This window comes from Kitasatospora sp. NPDC058492 (assembly GCF_042720685.1).
In the GTDB taxonomy this organism is placed as follows: Bacteria; Actinomycetota; Actinomycetes; order Streptomycetales; family Streptomycetaceae; genus Kitasatospora.
This window is the reverse complement of record NZ_JBHXMU010000106.1, coordinates 1-19557: the sequence shown is the minus strand read 5'-3', so window position 1 is coordinate 19557 and position 19557 is coordinate 1. Positions and strand designations below refer to the sequence as shown.

19 protein-coding genes are annotated in these 19557 nt (G+C 71.2%); 11 read left to right on the top strand and 8 right to left on the bottom strand.

Going from position 1 to position 19557, the window contains the following annotated elements; all coding sequences use genetic code 11:
* Positions 1 to 1791 (bottom strand): AAA domain-containing protein (locus ACFWPI_RS38170; protein ID WP_380425344.1); only part of this gene is annotated, 1791 nt, incomplete at its 3' end.
* Between the two features lie 78 nt (positions 1792 to 1869).
* On the opposite strand from ACFWPI_RS38170, the gene ACFWPI_RS38165 reads away from it, so the two are divergent.
* A complete protein-coding gene (locus ACFWPI_RS38165) occupies positions 1870 to 2181 on the top strand; it encodes a transposase (RefSeq protein ID WP_380374648.1) in 312 nt (103 codons plus the stop codon).
* The gene (locus ACFWPI_RS38160; RefSeq protein WP_380374683.1) at positions 2112 to 3098 is read left to right on the top strand and encodes an IS3 family transposase; all 987 of its coding nucleotides are present in this window, start codon (positions 2112 to 2114) and stop codon (positions 3096 to 3098) included. Before ACFWPI_RS38165 ends, ACFWPI_RS38160 begins: the two co-directional genes overlap by 70 nt.
* 267 nt (positions 3099 to 3365) lie before the next feature.
* Here ACFWPI_RS38160 and ACFWPI_RS38155 read toward each other — a convergent pair whose 3' ends face one another.
* Positions 3366 to 4097, bottom strand: a complete 732-nt coding sequence (locus tag ACFWPI_RS38155) for a DUF4365 domain-containing protein (protein ID WP_380374646.1) — start codon at positions 4095 to 4097, stop codon at positions 3366 to 3368.
* A gap of 124 nt (positions 4098 to 4221) precedes the next feature.
* On the opposite strand from ACFWPI_RS38155, the gene ACFWPI_RS38150 reads away from it, so the two are divergent.
* Positions 4222 to 4371, top strand: a complete 150-nt coding sequence (locus ACFWPI_RS38150; protein WP_380374645.1) for a hypothetical protein — start codon at positions 4222 to 4224, stop codon at positions 4369 to 4371.
* A gap of 118 nt (positions 4372 to 4489) precedes the next feature.
* Here the strand turns inward: ACFWPI_RS38150 and ACFWPI_RS38145 are convergent, their stop codons facing one another.
* The gene (locus ACFWPI_RS38145) at positions 4490 to 5101 is read right to left on the bottom strand and encodes a Crp/Fnr family transcriptional regulator (protein WP_380374644.1); all 612 of its coding nucleotides are present in this window, start codon (positions 5099 to 5101) and stop codon (positions 4490 to 4492) included.
* A 358-nt stretch (positions 5102 to 5459) separates the two neighbouring features.
* Between ACFWPI_RS38145 and ACFWPI_RS38140 the strand changes: the two genes are divergently transcribed.
* The 5 genes from ACFWPI_RS38140 to ACFWPI_RS38120 all read left to right on the top strand — a co-directional run bounded on the left by ACFWPI_RS38140 (position 5460) and on the right by ACFWPI_RS38120 (position 12628).
* Positions 5460 to 6317 carry a hypothetical protein gene (locus tag ACFWPI_RS38140; RefSeq protein ID WP_380374643.1) on the top strand — a complete coding sequence of 286 codons (858 nt, stop codon included), beginning with the start codon at positions 5460 to 5462 and terminating at the stop codon, positions 6315 to 6317.
* A 92-nt stretch (positions 6318 to 6409) separates the two neighbouring features.
* Positions 6410 to 6655, top strand: a complete 246-nt coding sequence (locus tag ACFWPI_RS38135; protein ID WP_380374642.1) for a hypothetical protein — start codon at positions 6410 to 6412, stop codon at positions 6653 to 6655.
* A 112-nt stretch (positions 6656 to 6767) separates the two neighbouring features.
* Positions 6768 to 7946 (top strand): hypothetical protein, encoded by a 1179-nt coding sequence (locus ACFWPI_RS38130; protein WP_380374641.1) that lies wholly within the window; start codon positions 6768 to 6770, stop codon positions 7944 to 7946.
* Positions 7947 to 8121: 175 nt separating this feature from the next.
* Positions 8122 to 9117, top strand: a complete 996-nt coding sequence (locus tag ACFWPI_RS38125) for a helix-turn-helix transcriptional regulator (RefSeq protein ID WP_380374639.1) — start codon at positions 8122 to 8124, stop codon at positions 9115 to 9117.
* Positions 9118 to 9340: 223 nt separating this feature from the next.
* The gene (locus ACFWPI_RS38120; RefSeq protein WP_380374637.1) at positions 9341 to 12628 is read left to right on the top strand and encodes an SdrD B-like domain-containing protein; all 3288 of its coding nucleotides are present in this window, start codon (positions 9341 to 9343) and stop codon (positions 12626 to 12628) included.
* 172 nt (positions 12629 to 12800) lie between these two features.
* Here ACFWPI_RS38120 and ACFWPI_RS38115 read toward each other — a convergent pair whose 3' ends face one another.
* Together ACFWPI_RS38115 and ACFWPI_RS38110 are read right to left on the bottom strand one after the other, a co-directional pair.
* Entirely contained in the window at positions 12801 to 13898 is a 1098-nt protein-coding gene (locus tag ACFWPI_RS38115; RefSeq protein ID WP_380374636.1) for a PP2C family protein-serine/threonine phosphatase, read from the bottom strand.
* Positions 13899 to 14119: 221 nt separating this feature from the next.
* Entirely contained in the window at positions 14120 to 15337 is a 1218-nt protein-coding gene (locus tag ACFWPI_RS38110; RefSeq protein WP_063347330.1) for a cytochrome P450, read from the bottom strand.
* A 192-nt stretch (positions 15338 to 15529) separates the two neighbouring features.
* On the opposite strand from ACFWPI_RS38110, the gene ACFWPI_RS38105 reads away from it, so the two are divergent.
* Entirely contained in the window at positions 15530 to 15886 is a 357-nt protein-coding gene (locus ACFWPI_RS38105) for an arsenate reductase family protein (RefSeq protein WP_380374634.1), read from the top strand.
* Positions 15887 to 15943: 57 nt separating this feature from the next.
* Here the strand turns inward: ACFWPI_RS38105 and ACFWPI_RS38100 are convergent, their stop codons facing one another.
* On the bottom strand, positions 15944 to 16414 hold the full coding sequence (locus ACFWPI_RS38100) for a pyridoxamine 5'-phosphate oxidase family protein (RefSeq protein WP_380374633.1): 471 nt from the start codon (positions 16412 to 16414) through the stop codon (positions 15944 to 15946).
* 85 nt (positions 16415 to 16499) lie between these two features.
* Here ACFWPI_RS38100 and ACFWPI_RS38095 point away from each other — a divergent pair, with 85 nt between their 5' ends.
* Both ACFWPI_RS38095 and ACFWPI_RS38090 read left to right on the top strand, forming a co-directional pair.
* The gene (locus ACFWPI_RS38095) at positions 16500 to 17048 is read left to right on the top strand and encodes a DUF1697 domain-containing protein (RefSeq protein WP_380374631.1); all 549 of its coding nucleotides are present in this window, start codon (positions 16500 to 16502) and stop codon (positions 17046 to 17048) included.
* A gap of 166 nt (positions 17049 to 17214) precedes the next feature.
* The gene (locus ACFWPI_RS38090) at positions 17215 to 17778 is read left to right on the top strand and encodes a DUF1707 and FHA domain-containing protein (RefSeq protein WP_063347333.1); all 564 of its coding nucleotides are present in this window, start codon (positions 17215 to 17217) and stop codon (positions 17776 to 17778) included.
* A gap of 94 nt (positions 17779 to 17872) precedes the next feature.
* On the opposite strand, the gene ACFWPI_RS38085 is transcribed toward ACFWPI_RS38090, so the two are convergent.
* Complete coding sequence (locus ACFWPI_RS38085; protein ID WP_063347334.1) at positions 17873 to 18280, bottom strand: hypothetical protein; 408 nt, start codon at positions 18278 to 18280, stop codon at positions 17873 to 17875.
* A gap of 229 nt (positions 18281 to 18509) precedes the next feature.
* Complete coding sequence (locus ACFWPI_RS38080) at positions 18510 to 19301, bottom strand: hemerythrin domain-containing protein (RefSeq protein ID WP_159398408.1); 792 nt, start codon at positions 19299 to 19301, stop codon at positions 18510 to 18512.
* Between the last annotated feature and the right edge of the window lie 256 nt (positions 19302 to 19557).

The window sequence follows — 19557 nt, the reverse complement described above, 5'->3', positions numbered from 1 at the left end:
CCCCACCACAACTATACTTACCGACCGCGCCGCCCCGCCCCCAGCCACTCCATCCCCGCCTTCCCCCCCCCCCCCCCCCCGGGCCCCCCCCCCCCCCCGGGGGGGGGGGGGGGGCCCCCCCCCCCCCGCCCCGCGGATCAGTTCGGGCTCAGCCTGGGAGCGCCTTCGCGCCAATTCCCGTACCAGCTGCTCGTGCTCGCGCTCCAACTCGCCTTGCCTGGACAGCATTCCGGCGCAGGAGGCCCGCAGTTCGCCAAGCCGGGCAGCCAGCCGGGGGAGTCCGGCGCGATCGGAAGTCGCCACCAGATCGGCGTCCCCGGGCTGGGCCGTCCGCAGCCGGTGTCCGGCGGCCTGCGCCGTCTGCTGAGCGAGCGCGAGGTCTCGGTCCACCTTGGTCTGGGCCACGGCGGTCGAATCGATCAAGGACCGTTGCAGGCGCAGCGCGGTCTCATCGACGGGATGGGCCTCAGCCTGCGCCTGAGCGCTACGCCGACGCAGTACCTCATGGTGGGCAGAGTAAGTCTGGGCCGCATCGGCAGCCTGCTGCTGGAGGGTAACCCGGCGTTGGATCTGCTCAGCTCGTTCGCGCTGGATCTCGCCACGCCGCCGCCTGGTCCGAAGACGGCCCCGCCCGTCGAGTTCGCGTTCCTCCGTGTCCAGAGCGGCCAGCGCGGCCTCGGCGTCGAACAGTGCCGCCCGCAGCTGCTGCTGGCTCTCCTCTCCCTTCTCGATCTCGGCCGACCACCACGCCACTTGTTCCAGCAAGGCCCGCTGAGGTGCCCAGCTCTCCCAACGCCCCCGAGCCTCTTGATGCTCTCCGGATGCATGCCCGCTCCGGGCCCGGGCGTGCGCCTCGCCGGCCTCGGTTGCCTTCAGTTCGGTCGCGAGGCGCTCCACCAGGACGCCGTGGGCAAGGCGACTCTTGGCCTGCTCGTACGTGTCGGGATCGAAGCCGACGAGTCGGGTCTCGCTCTCACGCAGTTCGGTCAGCGCCGGTTCGCTCGCCAGGGTGGCGAGTTGCTCAGCGATCCCTTGCACCGCCTGCTCGGCCTCCGCCACCTTCGCCCGTACCAACAGAGGCAGCGAAACCCGCGGGTCCTCGGCCACTTGGCGAAGCGCGGGAGAGCCGACCCGGACCATCAGACCAGGCGGCAACGAAGAGCGCTCTTTGAGTACGCCCTCCAGCGCGTTGTCCACCGCGACATTGGTGCCAGAGACCAGCAGGACCCGCTTGCCCCTCAGGGCCAGGTCGCTCAACGCCCGGGTCAGCACGGTCGTCTTCCCGGTACCGGGCGGCCCCCAGACCAGCCGCAGTCCCGGCGAGGTGCAGGCCAGATACGCCTGCGCCTGTCCGCCCTGCAGGACGCCACCACAAGCCGAACTCTCCACAGGCGCGACCTCGTCGATCCGGCCGCCGACCAGCCGCTCCGCGAGTCCGGTGTCCGGCAAGGCCGCCAGTGCGTCGCGCAGTGAGCGAAGCAGGAAATCGGGCGGGCGCCGCACCGCCCACAACGACAATCCGCTCCGGGGCGCGTGAGCCGCCACCTGGAGGCGAACCCGCTCCGACTCGACCCGCCAGCCGAGGACGGTGAACGACCGACCCCGCCGATCGTCGGGCCCGGCCCCGGTGGTCAGCCGCATGTCCTGGAGGTCGTCGGGGTCGATTCGGCTCACATAGGCGGGCAGCCCGTACCACCCGTCCTCCAGGTAGTGCACGTCCCCGACCCGCGTGTGCCTCGCAGACTCGGTACGACCACCGGCGCGGCCTTCTCCGGCCAGCACCTCGTCCACCGCCTGAACTGAGGTTCCCCCGAGGTGCGGAAGGTTGCCGGACATGGCCTGATTGGCCGTGAGAAGGGAGCCTCTGCCATGGCTGCACCGATGAAGTACCCGCCCGAGTTGCGGCAGCGAGCCGTTGCCGCGTACCGGGCTGCCGATCCGAAGCCTGTGATCCGTCAGATGGCCCGCGACCTCGGGGTTCACCACGAGGCCCTGCGCAACTGGATCCGCCAGGACGAGGCGGACCGGGGCGAGCGCGACGACCGGCTCACCACCGCCGAGAAGGAGGAACTGGCCACTCTGCGCAAGGAGAACGCCGAGCTCCGCCGGTCCTGCGAGATCCTCAAGGCCGCCTCGGCTTTTTTCGCCCAGGAGCTCGACCCGACCCGGCGACGGTACTGAAGCTCATCGACGAGCACCAGGACCGCTTCGGGGCCGAGCCCGTCCTCCGGGAACTGCACATCCCCGCCTCCACCTACTACCGCTGGCGCCGCGACGTCGACGCGCCGTGCGCGCGCAGACGCCACGACGCCAGGCTCACCGAGGACATCCGCCGCATCCACACGGACTCCGACGAAACCTACGGCTCCCCGCGCGTCCACGCCGTCCTGCGGCGCGAGGGCACCCGCGTGGGCCGCAAGAGGGTCGAACGCCTGATGCGCCAGGCCGGCCTGCAAGGCGTGAGCCCGCGCCGGCCCCGCTCTTACACCCGACGCGACCCTGCCGCGGACCTCGCTCCCGACCTGGTCCAGCGCGACTTCACCGCTGGCGCCCCGAACCGGCTGTGGGTCGCCGACATCTCGCTGGTCCCCACCGGCGAGGGCCCGTGGTGGCTGGCCACGATCCGCGACGCCTTCTCCCGCCGGATTGTCGGCTGGCACACCTCGGAGCGGGCGGACGCCGACCTCGTCCTCACCGCGCTGGAGTACGCACTCCACGGGCGCCCGGTGGAGCCGGGCAAGCTGATCCATCACAGCGACCACGGGTGCCAATACACGTCCATCAAGCTCACAACCCGCCTGCTGAAGGCCGGAATCGAGCCGAGCATGGGCACGGTCGGCGACTCGTTCGACAACGCCCTCGCGGAGAACTTCTGGAGCGTGTTGAAGACCGAGTGCGTGCGCCGCACGACCTTCGCGACCCGCACCGACGCCGACCTCGCGCTGTTCGCCTACATCGACGGCTTCTACAACACCCGCCGCATCCAAAAGCGCCTCGGCTGGCTCAGCCCGGACGAGTACGAGGCGAAGCACTACGCCGACCAGGCGACGGCCGAACCAGTGGCCATCGAACAGCCTGAACCCATCCTGACCAGGTAATCACCACCTCCCGTTCAACGGGGGAAGCTCAAACCAGCTGCTCCATCCACTGTGCCAACGTTCCCCCACCTGGCCCACCCGGACACAACAATGCCACTTCCGGCCACTATCCCACGCCGGTCACCCCCTGTGTGCGATTGTTGTATAACTCGCCATGCGCCACTACGGCGATTGGCAAGCAAGTCCGGACAGGAAGCAACCTCTGCGTCGAGGACCACGGCGATACGGCCCGAATGGTGTCGGCGGGGGAAAGTATCCATTCGGGAGTCAGTCGACGCCGCTCCGTTCAATTGGCCGGCGCCACCATTCGGTGGACTTGAAGCACCCCATGAGCCAATGCGCTTCCGCACTGTCAAGGATGATGCTACCGATTGACGGGATCAGGCTGAGACGAAGCATGTGCTCCTGGATACGCACTGGATTCCAGTCGAGGTCGTGATGGAGCAACACAGCGAACGGCTCGCCACGCTTCTGCCAGAAAACCATGGGCTCGCCGCAGTCGTTCATGAACGGTTTGACGATGTCGCTCGGCGCGAACTCAACGTCCGCCATGTCCGCCCACCTGCCGACCCCCTCCCGTTCCCAAGCCAGGTAGTTTCGCATGCTCTGCACAAAGGAATTCGAGGTGGAATCGTCCAACACGGACTCCCGCTGGACAACAACAGACTTCAACGTCTTCCGCAGAGCTTTGGCTCGGCGAAGCTGACGGGTCGCGTTGGCCCAGAAAAGGCCGCCCCGCTCAGGATCATGGACTACGCAGAGCACCGGGAGACTGCCGTCACGCCAGTTATCTCCATGGTCTCCGACCCGGACGCGGTGTCCCCTCCGAGTGCGCGTCGTGACCCCGCCCTTGACCTGAACAGCCAGTGAGTCCGCTGTCCGCTGCCCGTCCTGAACAAAGGTGACGTGCAAGTCCTCTCCATGATCGTTCACGCCATCGATCTCCTGCACGATGTGGCCGTTCCGCTCCAGCAGCAAACGCACCTCGTTCACCGCCATGCGTCCAACACGCCGGCTCTCAGGAACCTTTGGCATCTCGCCCCCTCTTGATGTATTCGGTCAAGGTTAGGGCAGAGCACCGACATGCGGCCCACCTCCGAGGCTACGGGGCAGGCATACCGGAGTGGGTACAGCGACCTTCACGGACCGGCTCAATGATCTTCGCGAGATCCGCAACGAGCTGATGCACTTCAATGACAAGGACAAGGCCGGCGACGCAGCGATACCGATGCTCCGCAACATGATCGAGCTGCTGCGCGAGTACGGAGGCTGATGGGAGGTGCAAGATACAGGCGGGACTGCACATAGACACAAGGGCCGCGAACCACTCGGTCTGCGCCGCCTTCGTCGCCTCAGGCTGATCGGCAGCCCGTCAGGTCAAAGCTTGCGAGTCAGCCGCGCAGTCCGGACACGCGCTCCGCCCACCGCGCCAGGTCGATCGTCAGCATCCCCTTGCTGTGGAAGCGTCCGATCCAGAGGTCGTCCAGCAGTCCCCGGGCCCTACGGTGCCCCAGCTGGAGCCCCTGAGCCAGATGATCCCGGCTGACCTTTAGTACCACCTGACCGGTCCGGCTTCCGGTCTTACGGAGTTGGTCGCGGACGAGCGGCCGCACCAGGGTGGCCAGCCGGACTTCCGCGTCCCCGCGCCCCTGGACCACTGACATCTCGTGCGCTCGGTGCGCAAGGTATGTGGTCAACAGGCGCTCAGCCTTCTTGAGTACCAGGAAACGGTTGAGGCGCTCAGCTTGCCCGACCAGCACCACCACCCGTGTGTGCGCAACGACCTGGGCTGTCCGCGGTGCTTCCGGCTCGATCATGGGCGTCTCCCCGACCAGGTCATCGCTGGCCCGGAAAGCCAGCACCGCCGGCTGGTCGCGATCGTCCTCCCACCGCTCAATCCTGAGGGCGCCGCGCTGCACCACGAAGACCTCGTTCGAAACGGAACCCTGATGGATCAACGGATCGCCCGCTTCGAGCACCTTGGACCGCCATCCGTCGGTCATTTCCTTCCACCAACCACCCGTCAGGCCCCGAAAAGTTGTGCCCTCCAGGAGGGCGCGACATCCATTCCCACTGTCGTACATGCCAGCAAAGATATGGCACTCCTACCCATGCCCCACTGATTCGACGGGTGTTGATGAATTCTCGGACTGATTCCACTCTCCGGTGCTACTCTTCCGAGCTATTTCCGGGCGAGCTTCACCTCTTCTCACCGCGCGCGTAGCACTCCTCGATCCCGCACCGTACTGCCAACGGCACCAAGCCGCGGCCCTTCTCCGCCCCACACTTGTGACGGACGAGAACGGACGGCCGGACCGGCAATCCGCTGCCGGCCGGGACAACACGCGCCCAGGAGGCTCGATGACCAACCCTGCCCACGGCGACCGCACGTTCCCGGGCATGCCGCTGCCCGACCACCGCGGCGTCGTCGTTCTGGACCAGGAGGCGTTCACCCAGCAGCCGGGTTCGATCCAGGCCGAATTCGCCACGGTGATCGGCGAACTGACCGACGAGGCACTCTCCCGTTCCGGTCTTGAGTCGGTCCGGGAGAACAAGCTGTTCCTCCGCGACAGCGGCGACGGGTTCGTCTTCGGGTGCTCACCGAAGCACCTTCCTGGGCTGCTGGACCAGTTCCTCCCTGAGCTTCAGGCGGGCCTCGCCCGCCACAACGTCACGCCCGGGAGTCGGCAGTTGCGGCTGCGCGCCGCCATCGCGTGCGGCCCGCTGCCCGCCGAGGGCGGGCCGAGTGACGGTTACGGCGCGGCCCGCAACGAGGCCCACCGGTTGGTGGATGCCAGCATGCTCAAGTGGGTCATGGCAGAGGCGAGTCCGGACGCGACCCACCTGGGGGCGATCGTCTCGGACCGCGTGTACCAGGACGTCGTGGTCGCCAGGTACTGCGCGCTGCACCCGGACCGGTTCGTCAAGATCATCGCTACCGTGCCGGGCAAGACGTTTCGCGCACCAGCCTGGATCCACGTACCCGCCCCGTCCGGCGGCCTGCTCACTGTCCCGCCGGCCCCGCCCTGTGCATCGCCCGAGGCGGCGGTGCCGAGCCCGCTCCCGGCAGGCGACGACCCCGCCCGGGCTCCCGGGGCCCGGGTGCAGACGAGCACAGTTCAGGACGTGGGCCAGGGACTGGCGTTGGCACACGGTTCCACCGGGGACGTGACCCTCTCGTTCACCACGACGCCGGACCGTGAGGGACGGCGCCAGTGACGGCGCCTCCTGCAATCCCGCCCCCGGGCCCGGCGTCCACGACAGCCGACCACCCACCGGACTCCGTCCCGACCGGCCACTACCAGCAGCTGGTGCAATCCGTCCAGCAGGGCATGACCGTGAACGGCCTGACGGGCAACGTCACCATCACCTTCCAGCTCCCCTGCCAGTGCGATCCGCCGCACTCCTGCGAACGTCGCACCTCCCACGCTGCGCACGGCCTCGCCATCGGCCTCCAGGAGTTGTTCCACGAGCTGCGTGCGCAGTGGCGGCGGCTGGTCGGCCCGATCGGTCCAGGCGCCGCGCCACCCGACCCCCCAGGGCACACCGACCCGTGAAGGCAGTCCCCCGCGCCCCGGCGTCACCTGTGGTGACGCCGGCCCGGGGACCGTGCATCTCCCCGAACAGCCATGACAGTGCCTCACACCCAAACTCGTCGGAGGACTTCGCATGACCACTGGTACCTCGTCCGCCCTTACACTCGCCCAGCCGACCGGGCCCGGACCGTTCACCGATCCCGGGATTCGCGCAGCAGACCAGTCGCAGAGCTGTTTCGTAATCGGCCCGACCGGGGAGCCGCGCACCGAGATCGGCTCGCCCACCCAACAGGCTCGCGCGACCGCCCTGCCGGTCTTCGAGACGATCGTCGAGCCGGCCTGTGCCCGGCTCGGCATCGGACCAGTGCGGTCCGACCAGATCTCCCGAACCGGCGAGATCACCGAGCAGGTCTGCCGGCAGCTACTGGCAGCCGATCTGGTGATCGCCGACGTGAGCGGCGGCAATCCGGATGTCATGTACGGGATCGGCCTGCGACACGCCACGGGAAAACCGGTCATCCACATCGGGGAGACTGGTCAACTGCCGTTCGATATCGCGCCGTTCCACACCATCGCCTTCAGGCGCTCACCCACCGGGATGGCCGATGCCAGGAACGAGCTGACCGAGGTGCTCTCTCTGGTGCTGCGCGAGGGCTTCGACCCGCTCATCCCCGACCGCGCCCTCCGTAGCGTGGCCAGGCCTGGCGCCGAGGGGCCGCCGGCCGGCGGCCAGGCCGGGACCACGCCCCCCTCAGGGGACCATCCTCCCGGCCTGCTGGAACGGTTCACCGAGCTGGCACCGGACTTGGAGGCGACGTCCGACCACATTGCGGCGATCATCACGCTGGTCACCGACATCGCCGCAGCAGCCGAGCAGTTCGGCCCCGACATGCGGCGTGCGGCCCGGGATGGAAGCCCGATGAGCATCCAACTCGCCTTTACCAAAAGGCTGTCGGCCGCACTCGCCGGCCCGGCCGCCAAGTTGAGGGAGTCCGCGCAGCGGTTCACCGAGCGCATGGCCGACATCGACGCCACCGTACAGGCCGCGCTCGACCTCTTCGAAAGGGTCCCGCCGGCCTGTTGGAGCACCGATGACCGGGGGTTCCTGAGCCGACTCGTCGACGTCTCCGCTGCCGCCCGCCAGGGCGCAGAGACGCTCGCCCTGTTCCGGACCATCACGGACGTGATGGTCGCCGTGCATCGCGAACTCCGGGGTCCGGCCCGGGACATCGCAACTGCGGTGGAACGGCTCAGTGATGCGATGACCGTGCTGGAGACATGGGACCAGCGGGCCAAGCGGCTGGCGACCTGAGCACGGACTCGACCACGAACCCTCGAGGACAGCGACCGCCGTTCACTGCGGCGCGTCCGGCGAGGGGCCGGCCCTCTGCAGTTCTCTCCACTCTTCTCATGAATCAGATCGGACACCCGAGGACCGGATGTCGAAATCCGGCGATGGGCGACAACCACGGATTGAGGCGCGCAGCATGTCAGGCATCTTCCATCAGATCGAGTCGAGCGCCCGGAAGATCTTCGGGGACGAACCGGTCTGCGTGCACGTAGGGAACGTCAAGGACTGCGACATCAAGCGGCACCCCACGTATCCGAAGTTTCGCACCGAGGCAATCCTGGCAGGGGTCCGCTCCGCTCCGAGTTCCCGGCTCTGGGAGTCCTTGATCGCCATGGGCAGGCTGTGCGACCTGGACGGTGACGACACCTGGCGGCTGGTCGTCCTCGACTGCATCGTCCCCTGCTTCCGTTCACTCTCCACCCGGATCGCCCGGGACTTCCGGGTCGAGCTCGAGGAGATCCGCTCGGCGATGGTGGTGACCGCACTGGAGGTCTGGGCCGCCACTGCTGCGGGCGTTCCGCCACGCCTTGTGAGGGATCGCATCGTGAAGGCGGCCTTCGAGGTCGCCTTCCAGCGGGGGAAGACCGGCTCACCGGAGCTCACGACGGACCAGCTCGACGTCTTCGCCCCACCGGAGGTTCCCGTCGTCGACCACTCCATGCAGGCGTCCTCGATCATCGACGTCGGCCGTATCCGTAGTGCGGAGGTCGCGGAGCAGATCAGGGGCGAGCGGCTCGGAGCGCTTCTCCATGGACTGGGCTGCTTCGACGCCGTGCAGGACTTCCACGAGGACATGCGCGCCGGCCGCCGATCGGGGTCGATCAGCCAGGCGGTCAAGGCCTCGGGTCTGTCCCGATCGCGGTTCTCCAACAGCAACCTCTACTACTACGCCTCGGACCTCTACCCGTCGTTCATCGGGCTCCGGGAGGCAGCTGGCGTGATCGGGCTCCCGGAGTCCACCGCGTACCGGCTGATCCGGGCGGGACAGTTCCCCCTCCCGGTGGCGAGGGCGGGCCGCAGCTACAAGGTCTCTGTCAGGGCCCTCATGCACTTCACGGACATCCCGGACACCATCGTCCACGCAGACGACATCGAGAACGGCGCTCTCCACGCGAGGGGCGCCGCGCAATGAGCGCCTCTCGCCAAGACCGGACCGAGTACCGGCAGGCTGCCAGTAGCGGCCCAGCCAGCGAACGGGCCGACGATGCGCATCAGGGTGCGTGCCACCTCCAGTGCACCGTCTGGGAAACGTATTCCGTGGCGGCCCTCGGGCGGGTGCGGCCGATCGGGTGGAAGTGGGGGGGTGTGCGTTGCGTCGGGGGAAGGACGGTCGGGCGGTCGGATGAACTTCCCAGATGCGCATTCACTTCCGGACCGGGCGGATCGCCTCGGTGCTGGCTCTGCTGGCCGGTTCGCTGCTCGGCAGCAGCGTGCTGGCGCCGCCGGCCCAGGCCGCGATCTCTTTCACCAAAACCGTCGACAAGGCGACCGCCTCCCCGGGGGAGAACGTCACCTACACCCTCCGGTACACCTGCTCCATCACCGAGTGCACCAACGGGCGGATCGCCGACACCCTGCCGTCGAACATGCAGTTCGTCGGCTGGACGCCCGACCCCTCGTCGGTGGACCAGGCCGCCTCCACCGTGCCCGCCGCGGGGGCGATGGGCGGCGCCATGGACATCAGGCTCAAGGACCTCAGTCCGGGCACCACCGCCACCATCACGGTGACGATGAAGTACCCGAACTTCACCACCCCCGACGGGGCGGCCTCCACCAACTCGGCCACCATGACGGCCACCGGTGAGCCCAGCCAGACCGCCTCCGCCGACACCAAGGCCCAGGTGCAGCCGCAGTACACGGTGACCAAGGGCATCCAGACCTCCAGCGGCGACGGGCGCACCGTCACCTACCAGTTCAGCGCCTGCGCCACCGACCTGGTGCCCAACGTCGACCTGGACACCAGCCGGCTGCTGGACACCCTGCCGCCCGGCGCCGTGGTGGACACCGGCCGCTCGCCCGGCTGGAGCCAGGTCGCGCCCGGCCCCAACACCTGGGGCTACGACATCGGGGAGTTCCGCTCCGGCAACGGCCGCGGCGGCTGCCGGCTGCCGGGCGTGCTGGTCGTCAACTACCCGGAGGCCGACTTCCCGGACGGGACGACCTCCGACAACACCGTGGACCTGTACGGCGACCCGATCGGGCCGGACGCCGAACGCAAGCTCGACACCGCCGGCACCACCACCGGCCAGTTCCGGCCCCCGGCCACCGGTGTGACGGTGACCGCCAGCAAGGTGTGGCGCGACGGCGTCACCTCCGGTGACATCAACTCCTTCAGCCTGTCGGCCACCAACACCTCCGGCCCGGCCACCAGCCTGACCATGACCGACCCCGGCGCCGGCACCACCGACGGCCTGTACAACTGGCTCTTCCCGCAGTCCCTCCAGCTGGAGCCGTGGAACCCGACCAGCATCGGGCTCACCCTGCAGTACCGCCTCGACGGCGACCCGACCTGGCTGACCTTCAGCCCGTCCAGCCCGCTGGACGGCTCCAGCACCCGCCGGATCACCTTCGTCCAGGGCGCCGGCGACCCGGCCCGCGACGAGCTGGGCATCCCGGCCGGCCGCCGGCTCGACGGCCTCAGGTTCACCTGGGACGGCCCCATCCCGACCGGTTGGAGCCCGGGCAACTCGGTGCAGGTGATCGCCCAGGTCGTCACCCCCGGCCACGACGGGCGCCCGGCCCCCAGCCCGCTGACCAACTGTCTGGACACCACCGCCGGCGACGGCACCAGCACCTCCGCCGCCAACGCCTGCGCCTCGACCACCGTCACCGCCGCCACCAACCTCGGCGCGGCCAAGACCACCGTCGCCGGCGAGCTCTCCGCGCCCGGCGGCATGGCGACCTTCCAGGTGATCCCGTACAACCGCAGCGGTCGCGACCTGACCCGCCCGCTCGTGCTGTACGACGTGCTCCCGGCCGGTGTCGTCTACGTCGAGGGCTCGGCCCGGCCCGACCCGGGCTACCCGGACGCCAAGGCCCCCCAGTCGATCACCGTCACCCCCGGCCCGGACGGCCGCCAGATCGTCCGGATGGAATGGCCGCCCGGCGCGCCCGACATGATGTACCTGCACGACGCGCTGGCCTACCGGATGCTCTTCGACGTCCAGGTCGCCAGCAGCATCCGCTCCGGCGAGCTGACCAACGACATCTACGTGACCGTCGACCGGCCGACCGCGCCGGTCGCCTGCATGTTCTCCGGCTCCGACAGCGGCGTCCCGGACCTGCTGGACCTCAACGGCAACGGCGACACCTCCGAGCTCATGTGCCACGACTCCTCCCGGATCCAGGTGGACGTGCCGAGCGTGCTGCGCTCGTACAAGGAGGTCATGGGCGACCTGGACGCCGACTACGTCAGCATCGGCAGCGCCACCCCCGGCGGCCGGATCTCCTACCGGATGACCGTCCGCAACGACTCCCCCGACCCGGTCACCGACTTCATCGCCTACGACAGGCTCCCCACCCCGGGCGACAACTACGTCCTCACCCAGGACGCTCCGCGCGGCAGCGCCTGGACCCCGTCGCTGAGCCAGCCGATCACCACCAGCGACCCGACCGTGGGGATCGAGTACACCACCGACCCCAACCCGTGCGTCGACGCCGCCCTGGTCAACCGGACCGGCTGCAACGCCGGCGCCACCTGGAGCAGCACCTTCCCCGGCCCGGGAACGGCCACCTGGTTCCGGGTCCGCCGCCCCGGCAGCCTGGCCTCCGGCGAGGCCTTCACCCTGACCTGGCCCATGGTCGCCTCGGTGGACGCCCCCGACGGGGAGTACGCCTGGAACAGCTTCGCCTTCACCGCCACCGACGCCGGCGGCCGCCAGCTGCTGCCCGCCGAGCCGGCCAAGGTCGGCGTCGCCGTCAAGCAGATCAAGCCCTCCGACAACGCGCTCGGCGACTTCGTCTGGCAGGACGTGGACGGCTCCGGCATCCAGAAGCCCGGCGACCCGGGCATCGCCGGCGTCACCGTGAAGCTGCTCGACGGCAACGGCCAGCCCGTCCGCGACAAGAACGGCAAGCCGGTCACCACGGTGACCGACCAGAACGGCCACTACCTCTTCGACCACCTGCCCGACGGCAGTTACGCGGTGCAGTTCGACCTGTCCACCCTGCCCGCCGGCGCCACCGTCACCAAGCGGGGCGTCGGCACCGATCCGGCCAAGGACTCGGACGCCGACCCGGCCACCGGCATCACCCAGACCGTCACGCTCAGCGGAGGGCAGCGCGACCTCGACCTCGACATGGGCGTGATCCTGCCGACCACCCCCACCGGGTCACCGTCCCCTTCCCCTTCCCCGTCGCCGTCCTCCTCGCCGTCCCCGACGTCGTCCCCGTCCCCGTCGCCGACGTCCTCGCCCTCGCCGACGCCGTCGGCGTCCCCCTCGCCGACCGCGACCCCGTCCGGCAGTACGACCCCGACCGCCGGCCCGACCCACAGCGCGAGTTCGTCGGCGAGCGGCGGGACGCTGCCCAACACCGGCAGCTCGGCGCCCGACGCGTTGATCGCAGCCCTCGGCGCTCTCGCCGTCCTGGGCGGTGTGGCGCTGTGCGCGATGGTCTACCGCCGACCCGGACGACACAGCTGACACCGACGACGGACAACTGAACACCCGACCGACACCAGTGGCGCCGCCCCCAGCGGCGCCACTGGCGCGTTGTCGGAAGCGGGCAGGCGGGCGGGCGGGCAGGCGGGCAGGCAGGCAGGCGGGCAGGGCTGGAACCGGGGGCTCGGGCTGCGGGAGTTCACCCGGGGAAGGCCTACGGGCGCTCCGGGGTGAGCGCCAGGACGGCGAGGTCGTCGGCGAGCAGGCCGGCGTACTCGTGGACGTCCTGGGCCAGGAAGGAGACCAGCCGGTCGGGCGAGGTGGTGCCGAGGGCGGCCAGGCGGGGGGCCAGCGGGTAGAAGGCGCCGGTGGCGTCGCGGGCCTCGCTCACGCCGTCGGTGTAGAGCAGGACGGTGTGGCCCGGGGGCAGGGCGACGGCGGTCGGCTTGCCACGCTCGTCGGGGGGCCCGAGGTGGGCGAGGCCGAGCGGGAGCTCGTCCGCGCAGGACACCGGGGTGATGGTGTGCTCGGTGAGCAGCAGCGGGGTGGTGTGGCCCCGGTTGACGATCTCCACGCAGTCGGAGCCCGGCCGGTACTGCAGCAGGACGGCGGTGACGAACAGCTCGTCGTCGCCCCGGTCGGCGGCGTCGCGCAGGACGGCACGGTCCAGCTGGTCGGCGAGGTCGACCAGGTCGGGGGTGTCGTGGGCGGTCGCCCGGAAGGCGCCGAGCACGTCGGCCACCGTACGGACGGCGCCGAGGCCCTTGCCGCGGACGTCGCCGAGCAGCACCCGGACGCCGAAGCGGGTGTCGCACACCTCGTACAGGTCCCCGCCGACCAGGACCTCGGCCTGGGCCGGGCGGTAGAGGCCGGCCACCCGCAGGCCGCCCGCCCGCTCGGGCACCGGGCGCAGCACGGTGCGCTGCAGGGTCTCGGCGACGGTACGGGCGTGCAGCAGGGTGCGGTTCTGCCGGGTCCGCTGCCAGGACAGGGCGGTGCCCATCACCCCGGAGAGCAGCGTGGCGATGTAGACCCAGACGTGGTGCTGCTCGTTGATGTGGCCCGCCCGCACGGCCAGCACCAGTTGCAGCGCCAGGGCGCCGACCGTGGTGGTGGCGGTCAGCGCCGGGCCGTAGCTGAACGCCGCCACCACGGGCAGCGCGGTCAGCAGGAAGCCGGCCGCGACCGCGTCCGGGACGATCGCCTCGGCGGCCAGGTCGAGCAGCAGCAGGAGCACCGGCAGCCAGGGCACCCAGCGCGGTGCCCGGGGTTCCACGGCCGCCGGATGCTCCGGGCGGGGTGCTACGGGCACGGTGGAGTCCTCCTGCCCGACCGGTCCGGTATGACCGGTTCGTCCCTCCATGCTCTCCTACGGAGGACCCGGCCACGAATGGCCGAACGTCCCGGTTTCCGGGGCCGACCGGGCCCGGAAGCGGGGCGTCAGGGCCGGTCGACGGACGGTGACGGAACCCGCCCCGCCCCGGCCGACGGGCGGGCGGGCGGGTCGGTGGGCGGTCAGCGGCGAGACGGTCGTCAGCGGACGATCACCGGCAGGGTCTCGAAGCCGCGCAGGACCAGGCGGTCCCGCCGGACCGGCACGCCGCCTTGGGCCAGCCGGGGGAAGCGGTCGAGCAGGGCGGGCACCGCGACCTCGGCCTCCAGCCGGGCCAGCTGGGCGCCCAGGCAGTAGTGCGGGCCGCCGCCGAAGCTCAGCGGCTGGCTGTCCCGCCGGGTCGGGTCGAACACCTCCGGGCGGTCGTACCGGGCCGGGTCGTGGTTGGCCGCGCCGAGCAGCAGAAGCGCCACGTTGCCGACCGGCACGGGCAGCCCGTCGACGGCCAGCCCCTCGGCCAGCGCCACCCGGGAGGTGAGCTGGACCGGGGAGTCGAAGCGCAGCACCTCGTCGGTGAAGCCTGCCGGGGTGATCGCGCCGCTGCGCAGCCCGGCGGCCGCCTCCGGGTGGCGGAACAGCAGGGCCAGGCCGTTGCCGAGCAGGTTGGTGGTGGTCTCGAAGCCGGCCACCAGCAGCAGCACCAGGTTGGCCAGCAGCTCTCGGGCGGGCAGCCGCTCCGGGTCGTCGGCGGCGATCCGGGCCAGGTCGGTGACCAGGTCGTCCTGCGGGCGGGCGAGGCGCTCGGCGGCCAGCTCGGTGAAGTAGCCGGCCAGTTCGTCGGCGGCCTGGTCAGCCTTGGTGAGCTCGGAGCGGTCGTCGATGAACTCCAGGGCGACGGTGAGGTCGGAGGCGAGGTCGCGGAAGCGGTAGCGGTCCCGCTCGGGGACGCCGAGCAGTTCGCAGATCACCCCGACCGGCAGCCGGAAGGCGAAGGCGTCCATGAAGTCCACCGGCGAGCCGTCGGCGCCCTGCTCGGCCATCTCGTCCAGCAGCCCGGCGACCGCCGCCTCCACCGCCGGGCGCAGCGCGGCCACCCGGCGGGCGGTGAAGACCGAGGCGATCAGCGAGCGGACCCGGGGGTGGTCGGGCGCGTTGCGCTGCAGGATCGAGCGGCCGAACAGCGCCATCGACGGGTGCTCGGCGAATTCCGGGGTCAGCTCCGCCATCATGTCGGCGGTCGCGACGGCGAAGGCGGGGGTGCGCAGCACCTTGTCGGCCGCGGTGTGGCCGACCACCAGGAAGGTGTCCGGCCCGGCGGGCACCGCCGCGCCCAGCGCATGTGCCCGCGCGTACAGCGGGTACGGGTCGGCCCGGCCCTCGCTGGTCAGCAGTTCCTCGATGATCGCCGCGCCGTCCATCCGGTGCTCCCCTCCCAGAGGCCACGTTCCTGGTGCGTGAACCACCGGAGGGTGCAGCGGAGTTCCCGTCCGGCCGAGGTACCGGGCCGGGCCGGGGGCTCGCCCGGCGTCGGCCCGGGTGCGCGTCCGGCGGGGGCGCCGGGCCGGGCGGGTTGGCGCCCGGCCGGCGGGCGGCTCGGTAGGGTTGCCGGTATGGAGATCTGGATCAACCCGCGCTGCGGCAAGTGTCGGTCGGCGCTCGGCGAGCTGGAGGCCGTCGGGGCCGAGTACACCGTGCGGCGCTACCTGGAGGACCCGCCGACCGCGGCCGAGCTGGAGCAGGTGCTGGAGCGGCTGGGCCTGGAGCCGTGGGACATCACCCGCATCGACGAGCAGGTCGCCAAGGACCTGGGGATGCGGAAGTGGACCCGGGAGCCGGCGGACCGGGATCGCTGGATCGCGGCGATGGCCGAGCACCCGATCCTGATCCAGCGCCCGATCATCACCGCGGACGACGGCCACGCCGTCGTGGCCCGGACCCCCGAGGCGGTCAAGTCCGTCCTGCCGTAGCAGCGCCGCGTCCGGAGCCTCCGACGTGTCCGAGGCGTCCGAGGCGTCCGGGGCCGGTCAGTGCAGTTGGATCCGCTGCACCGGCCGGCCCGGGTGCCAGTTGAGGACCCACAGGTGGCCCTCCCCCACGGCGGTGTGCACCACCTGCTCCAGGTCCAGCCGGAAGGCGTGGAAGGCGGTCGGCGGCGGCTCGGGCAGATCGGCCGCGTAGGCGGACAGTTCGGCCTCGTCGGTGATCTCGACCGCGCGGCCGGAGACCTTGGAGTCGCCGCCGGCCATCGTCTCGTCCCCCGGGTGGGCGTGCAGCGCGAAGCGGGCGTCCCGCTGGAGGTCGCGCGCCTTGGCCGAGCCGTACATCGACCCGAGCATCAGGTCGGCGCCGACGAAGCCGACCTCCGTACCGCTCACCCGGGGCGAACCGTCCTTGCGCAGCGTCGCCAGGACGTGGTGCTTCTCGGCTTCGAACCGGGCCCGCACGAGGGGGGCCAGCTCGGGTGCCTGCTGCTCGAAATCCTGCCAGGTGACCATGGCGCCAGTCTGGCACCGGGCACCGACAACCGCCGGGCGCCAGGGGCGACCTCCGGGTGTCAGGGGCCGGTGCCAGACTGGCGGGGTGACCACCACGACCACGTACATCGCGTTCCTGCGGGCGATCAACGTCGGCGGCCGGACGGTGCGGATGGAGCGGCTGCGGGCGCTCTTCGCCGAGTTGGGGCTCGGGGGCGTGCGCTCCTACATCCAGAGCGGCAACGTCTTCTTCACCACCGACGAGCCGGACCGCGCCGCCCTCACCCGGCGCATCGAGGAGCACCTGGAGCGGTCCCTCGGCTACCCGGTGCCCGCGCTGCTGCGGACGGTCGACGAGGTGGCCGCGCTGCTGGCCGCCGAGCCGTTCAAGGGCGTCGAGGTGACGCCCGACGTCCGGCTGGTCGTGGCCTTCCTCTCCGAGCCGCTGCCCGCCGACCTCGCCGTCCCCCGCCTCTCGCCGAAGGGCGACCACGAGGTGGTCGGCGCCGACCCGGGCGCCGCGTACGTGGTGGTCCACCTGCGGGACGGCAAGTGGGTCACCGGGGAACTGTTCGGCAAGGCCTACCGGGGTACGGTCACCTCCCGGTTCCTGCACACCACCGAGAAGATCCTGGCGGCCGCCCGGAAGGGCTGACCCCCTGACCCCCTGCCCCTCGCTCTGCCCGCCCCGGCACCCAGGCACCCGGCCGCCCGGAACCGCGGTGGCGCGCCGGGCGTCTGGAGTGCAGTGACGTACTCACCGTGCGCCGGCACCCGGCGTGATCTGGACAGTCCGAGCCGGCCGAGCCGACAATCGGGCCATGACGTCTCCTGAGTTCCGCACCGGCGCCGTCCGGCCCTCCGGCGCGGTCCGCCCCTCGGACGCCGAACGGGACCAGGCGCTCGGGGTGCTCAAGGACGGAGCGGGCAGCGGACGGCTGTCGCACGACACCTTCCTCGGCCGGATGGAGATCGTCCTGCACGCCACCAGCCGGGGCGAGTTGGACGAGGCGATGACCGGGCTGCCGACCGGGAGCCCGGTCGAGCGCTTCCTGCTGCGGACGGTCGGCCGGGTCTCCGCGTTCGGGGACCGGCTGCGCCGGGCCTGGCGCACCGAACGGCTGCCCGGGCTGAGCCTGCCGGAGACCGGGGCAGGGCAGTTGACGATCGGTCGGTTTCCCGGCTCGGGGCTGCGGCTGCACGACGCCTCGGTCTCCCGACGGCACGCCGAACTGCGGCGCGAGGGCGGCGGCTGGGTGCTGTACGACCTGGGCTCGACCAACGGCACGCACGTGAACGGGCGCCGGATCGCGGGCGGGGTGCGGGTCCGGCCGGGCGACCAGGTCCGGTTCGGGAACCTGGAGTTCCGGCTCGCCTCCGACTGAGCCGCACCCCCGGCCGATCGGTACGGCCTGAGCGGGCGCCGGGGAGGCGCCAGGGAGGCGTCGGGCGGGCAGGCGGGCGGGCGGGCCGGCGATGTCAGCCGTGGGTGACGTGCAGTTCGGCGTAGCGGTCGCCCTTGTCCGCCTTGCGCAGGGTGACCTTCGCCGTGCCGACGGCGGTCTCGGCGCCCTTGCCGACGGTCTTCCGTTCGTCGCCGACCGCCACCTCGACCGTGCTGTCGGTGATGTGGCCGACCGTCATCTTCACGGTGCGGTCGCCACCGAAGACCTGGAGGGTCTTGAAGGCGTCGGCGCCGTCGGTGCGGACGACGACGTCGCAGCTGTCGTCGTCGAGGCAGAGCGCGACACCGCCGTCGCAGGCGGTCAGTCCGGCGCCGAGGGCCAGGACGGCGCCGGCGGCGAGGAGCGCCCGGCGGTGGACGGCGGGCCCGAAACGGCGCCGGGCAGGGGTTCGGTGGGAGTTCGGGGTGCTCGCTGTGGTCATGGCGTCGACGGTAGGCGCCCGGACGCGCCCCGCCATCGGCCGTCGGCGGTACGCACCCCCTGGCCGGCCCCGGAGCGCCCGAACAGCCGCGACCCCGAGGGCGATGGGTCGAATCCCCTAGGGGACGAGGGGAGTTGGAACTGCGGGTATCGGATTCCGGAGAGGCTCGGCATATGCCTCAGGGGTATGCCACGCGCGTAGATCGACGGGCCGCGAAAAGGACCGGCGGTCAGTCGGCGACACCGCCCAGGTCGCTGCCCAGCGCACCGGCCGGGCCCCACAGCGGCGCCATGCAGCGCTGGTAGGTGGCCTGCCAGTGCGGCCAGTTGCGGGCCACGTCGTCGTCGCACTCGGCCAACAGCCGCTCCACCAGCGCCGGTTCCACGCCCTCCAGCAGCCAGGCCAGCGCGTCCGCCGTCCCCGGGCCGTCCGCCGAGCGCAGCAGGTCCATCAGCTCGCCCAGGCCGCCGAGCCGGGAGCCCTCCGGGACCACCCGCTCCATCCGGGGCAGCAACTGGCGCTCCTCGATCCGCAGGTGCGTCTCCAGCCGGGCCGCCAGGTCCTCCATCGCGTACGCCACCGGCCAGGCGCTGCCGGTGTCCCGGCTGGCGATCCGCACCAGCGTGGTGACCCGGGTGAACGAGTGGTCGAGGTTGTGGTGGTCCGCCTCCAGCCAGTTGAGCAGCAGCCGCAGCTCGGGGGCGAAGCGGCGCACGATCGGCCAGATCCGGCTGTCCTGCTGCTCGTGGTGGCAGGTCAGCATCGCGGTCACGAAGCTCCAGTGCCGCAGCAGCGCCTCGCCGGCGTCGTCCTCGCCGGGCTGGAGCAGCCGCAGGGCGTTGGGCAGCCGGGCGAGGTCCCGGCGCAGCGCGGCGTGCACCAGCCGCAGTCCGGCGAAGCGGGCCGTCACCGGCTCCTCGCCGACGGCCCGCACGGGCACGGCCGCGCCCCGGGTGTCGACCCCGGACCCCGCCTGCTCGGGCACGGAGGGGGACGGCTGAGGCAGTAGATGGATCGGCATGGCACTCTCTTCACGACGTCGTGGGGCGGGCGGGGCCAGCCGGTGGAGCGGCCCCATCCAAGGTGCTCACAGTCGATCAAAAGTGAATCAATGTCCGATTGACGCGCAGGTCACAGGCATGCGCGCGGGGGAAACGGCGCTGCGCGGGAGCCGCCCCGCGCTCGCCCGCCCGGCCTCCGGACGCTGCCGGAACGCCGTGGGGCCCCGGGCCCCCCGGGGCCCCCGGCCCCCCCCCGCCCCGCCGGGTGTGGGTCAG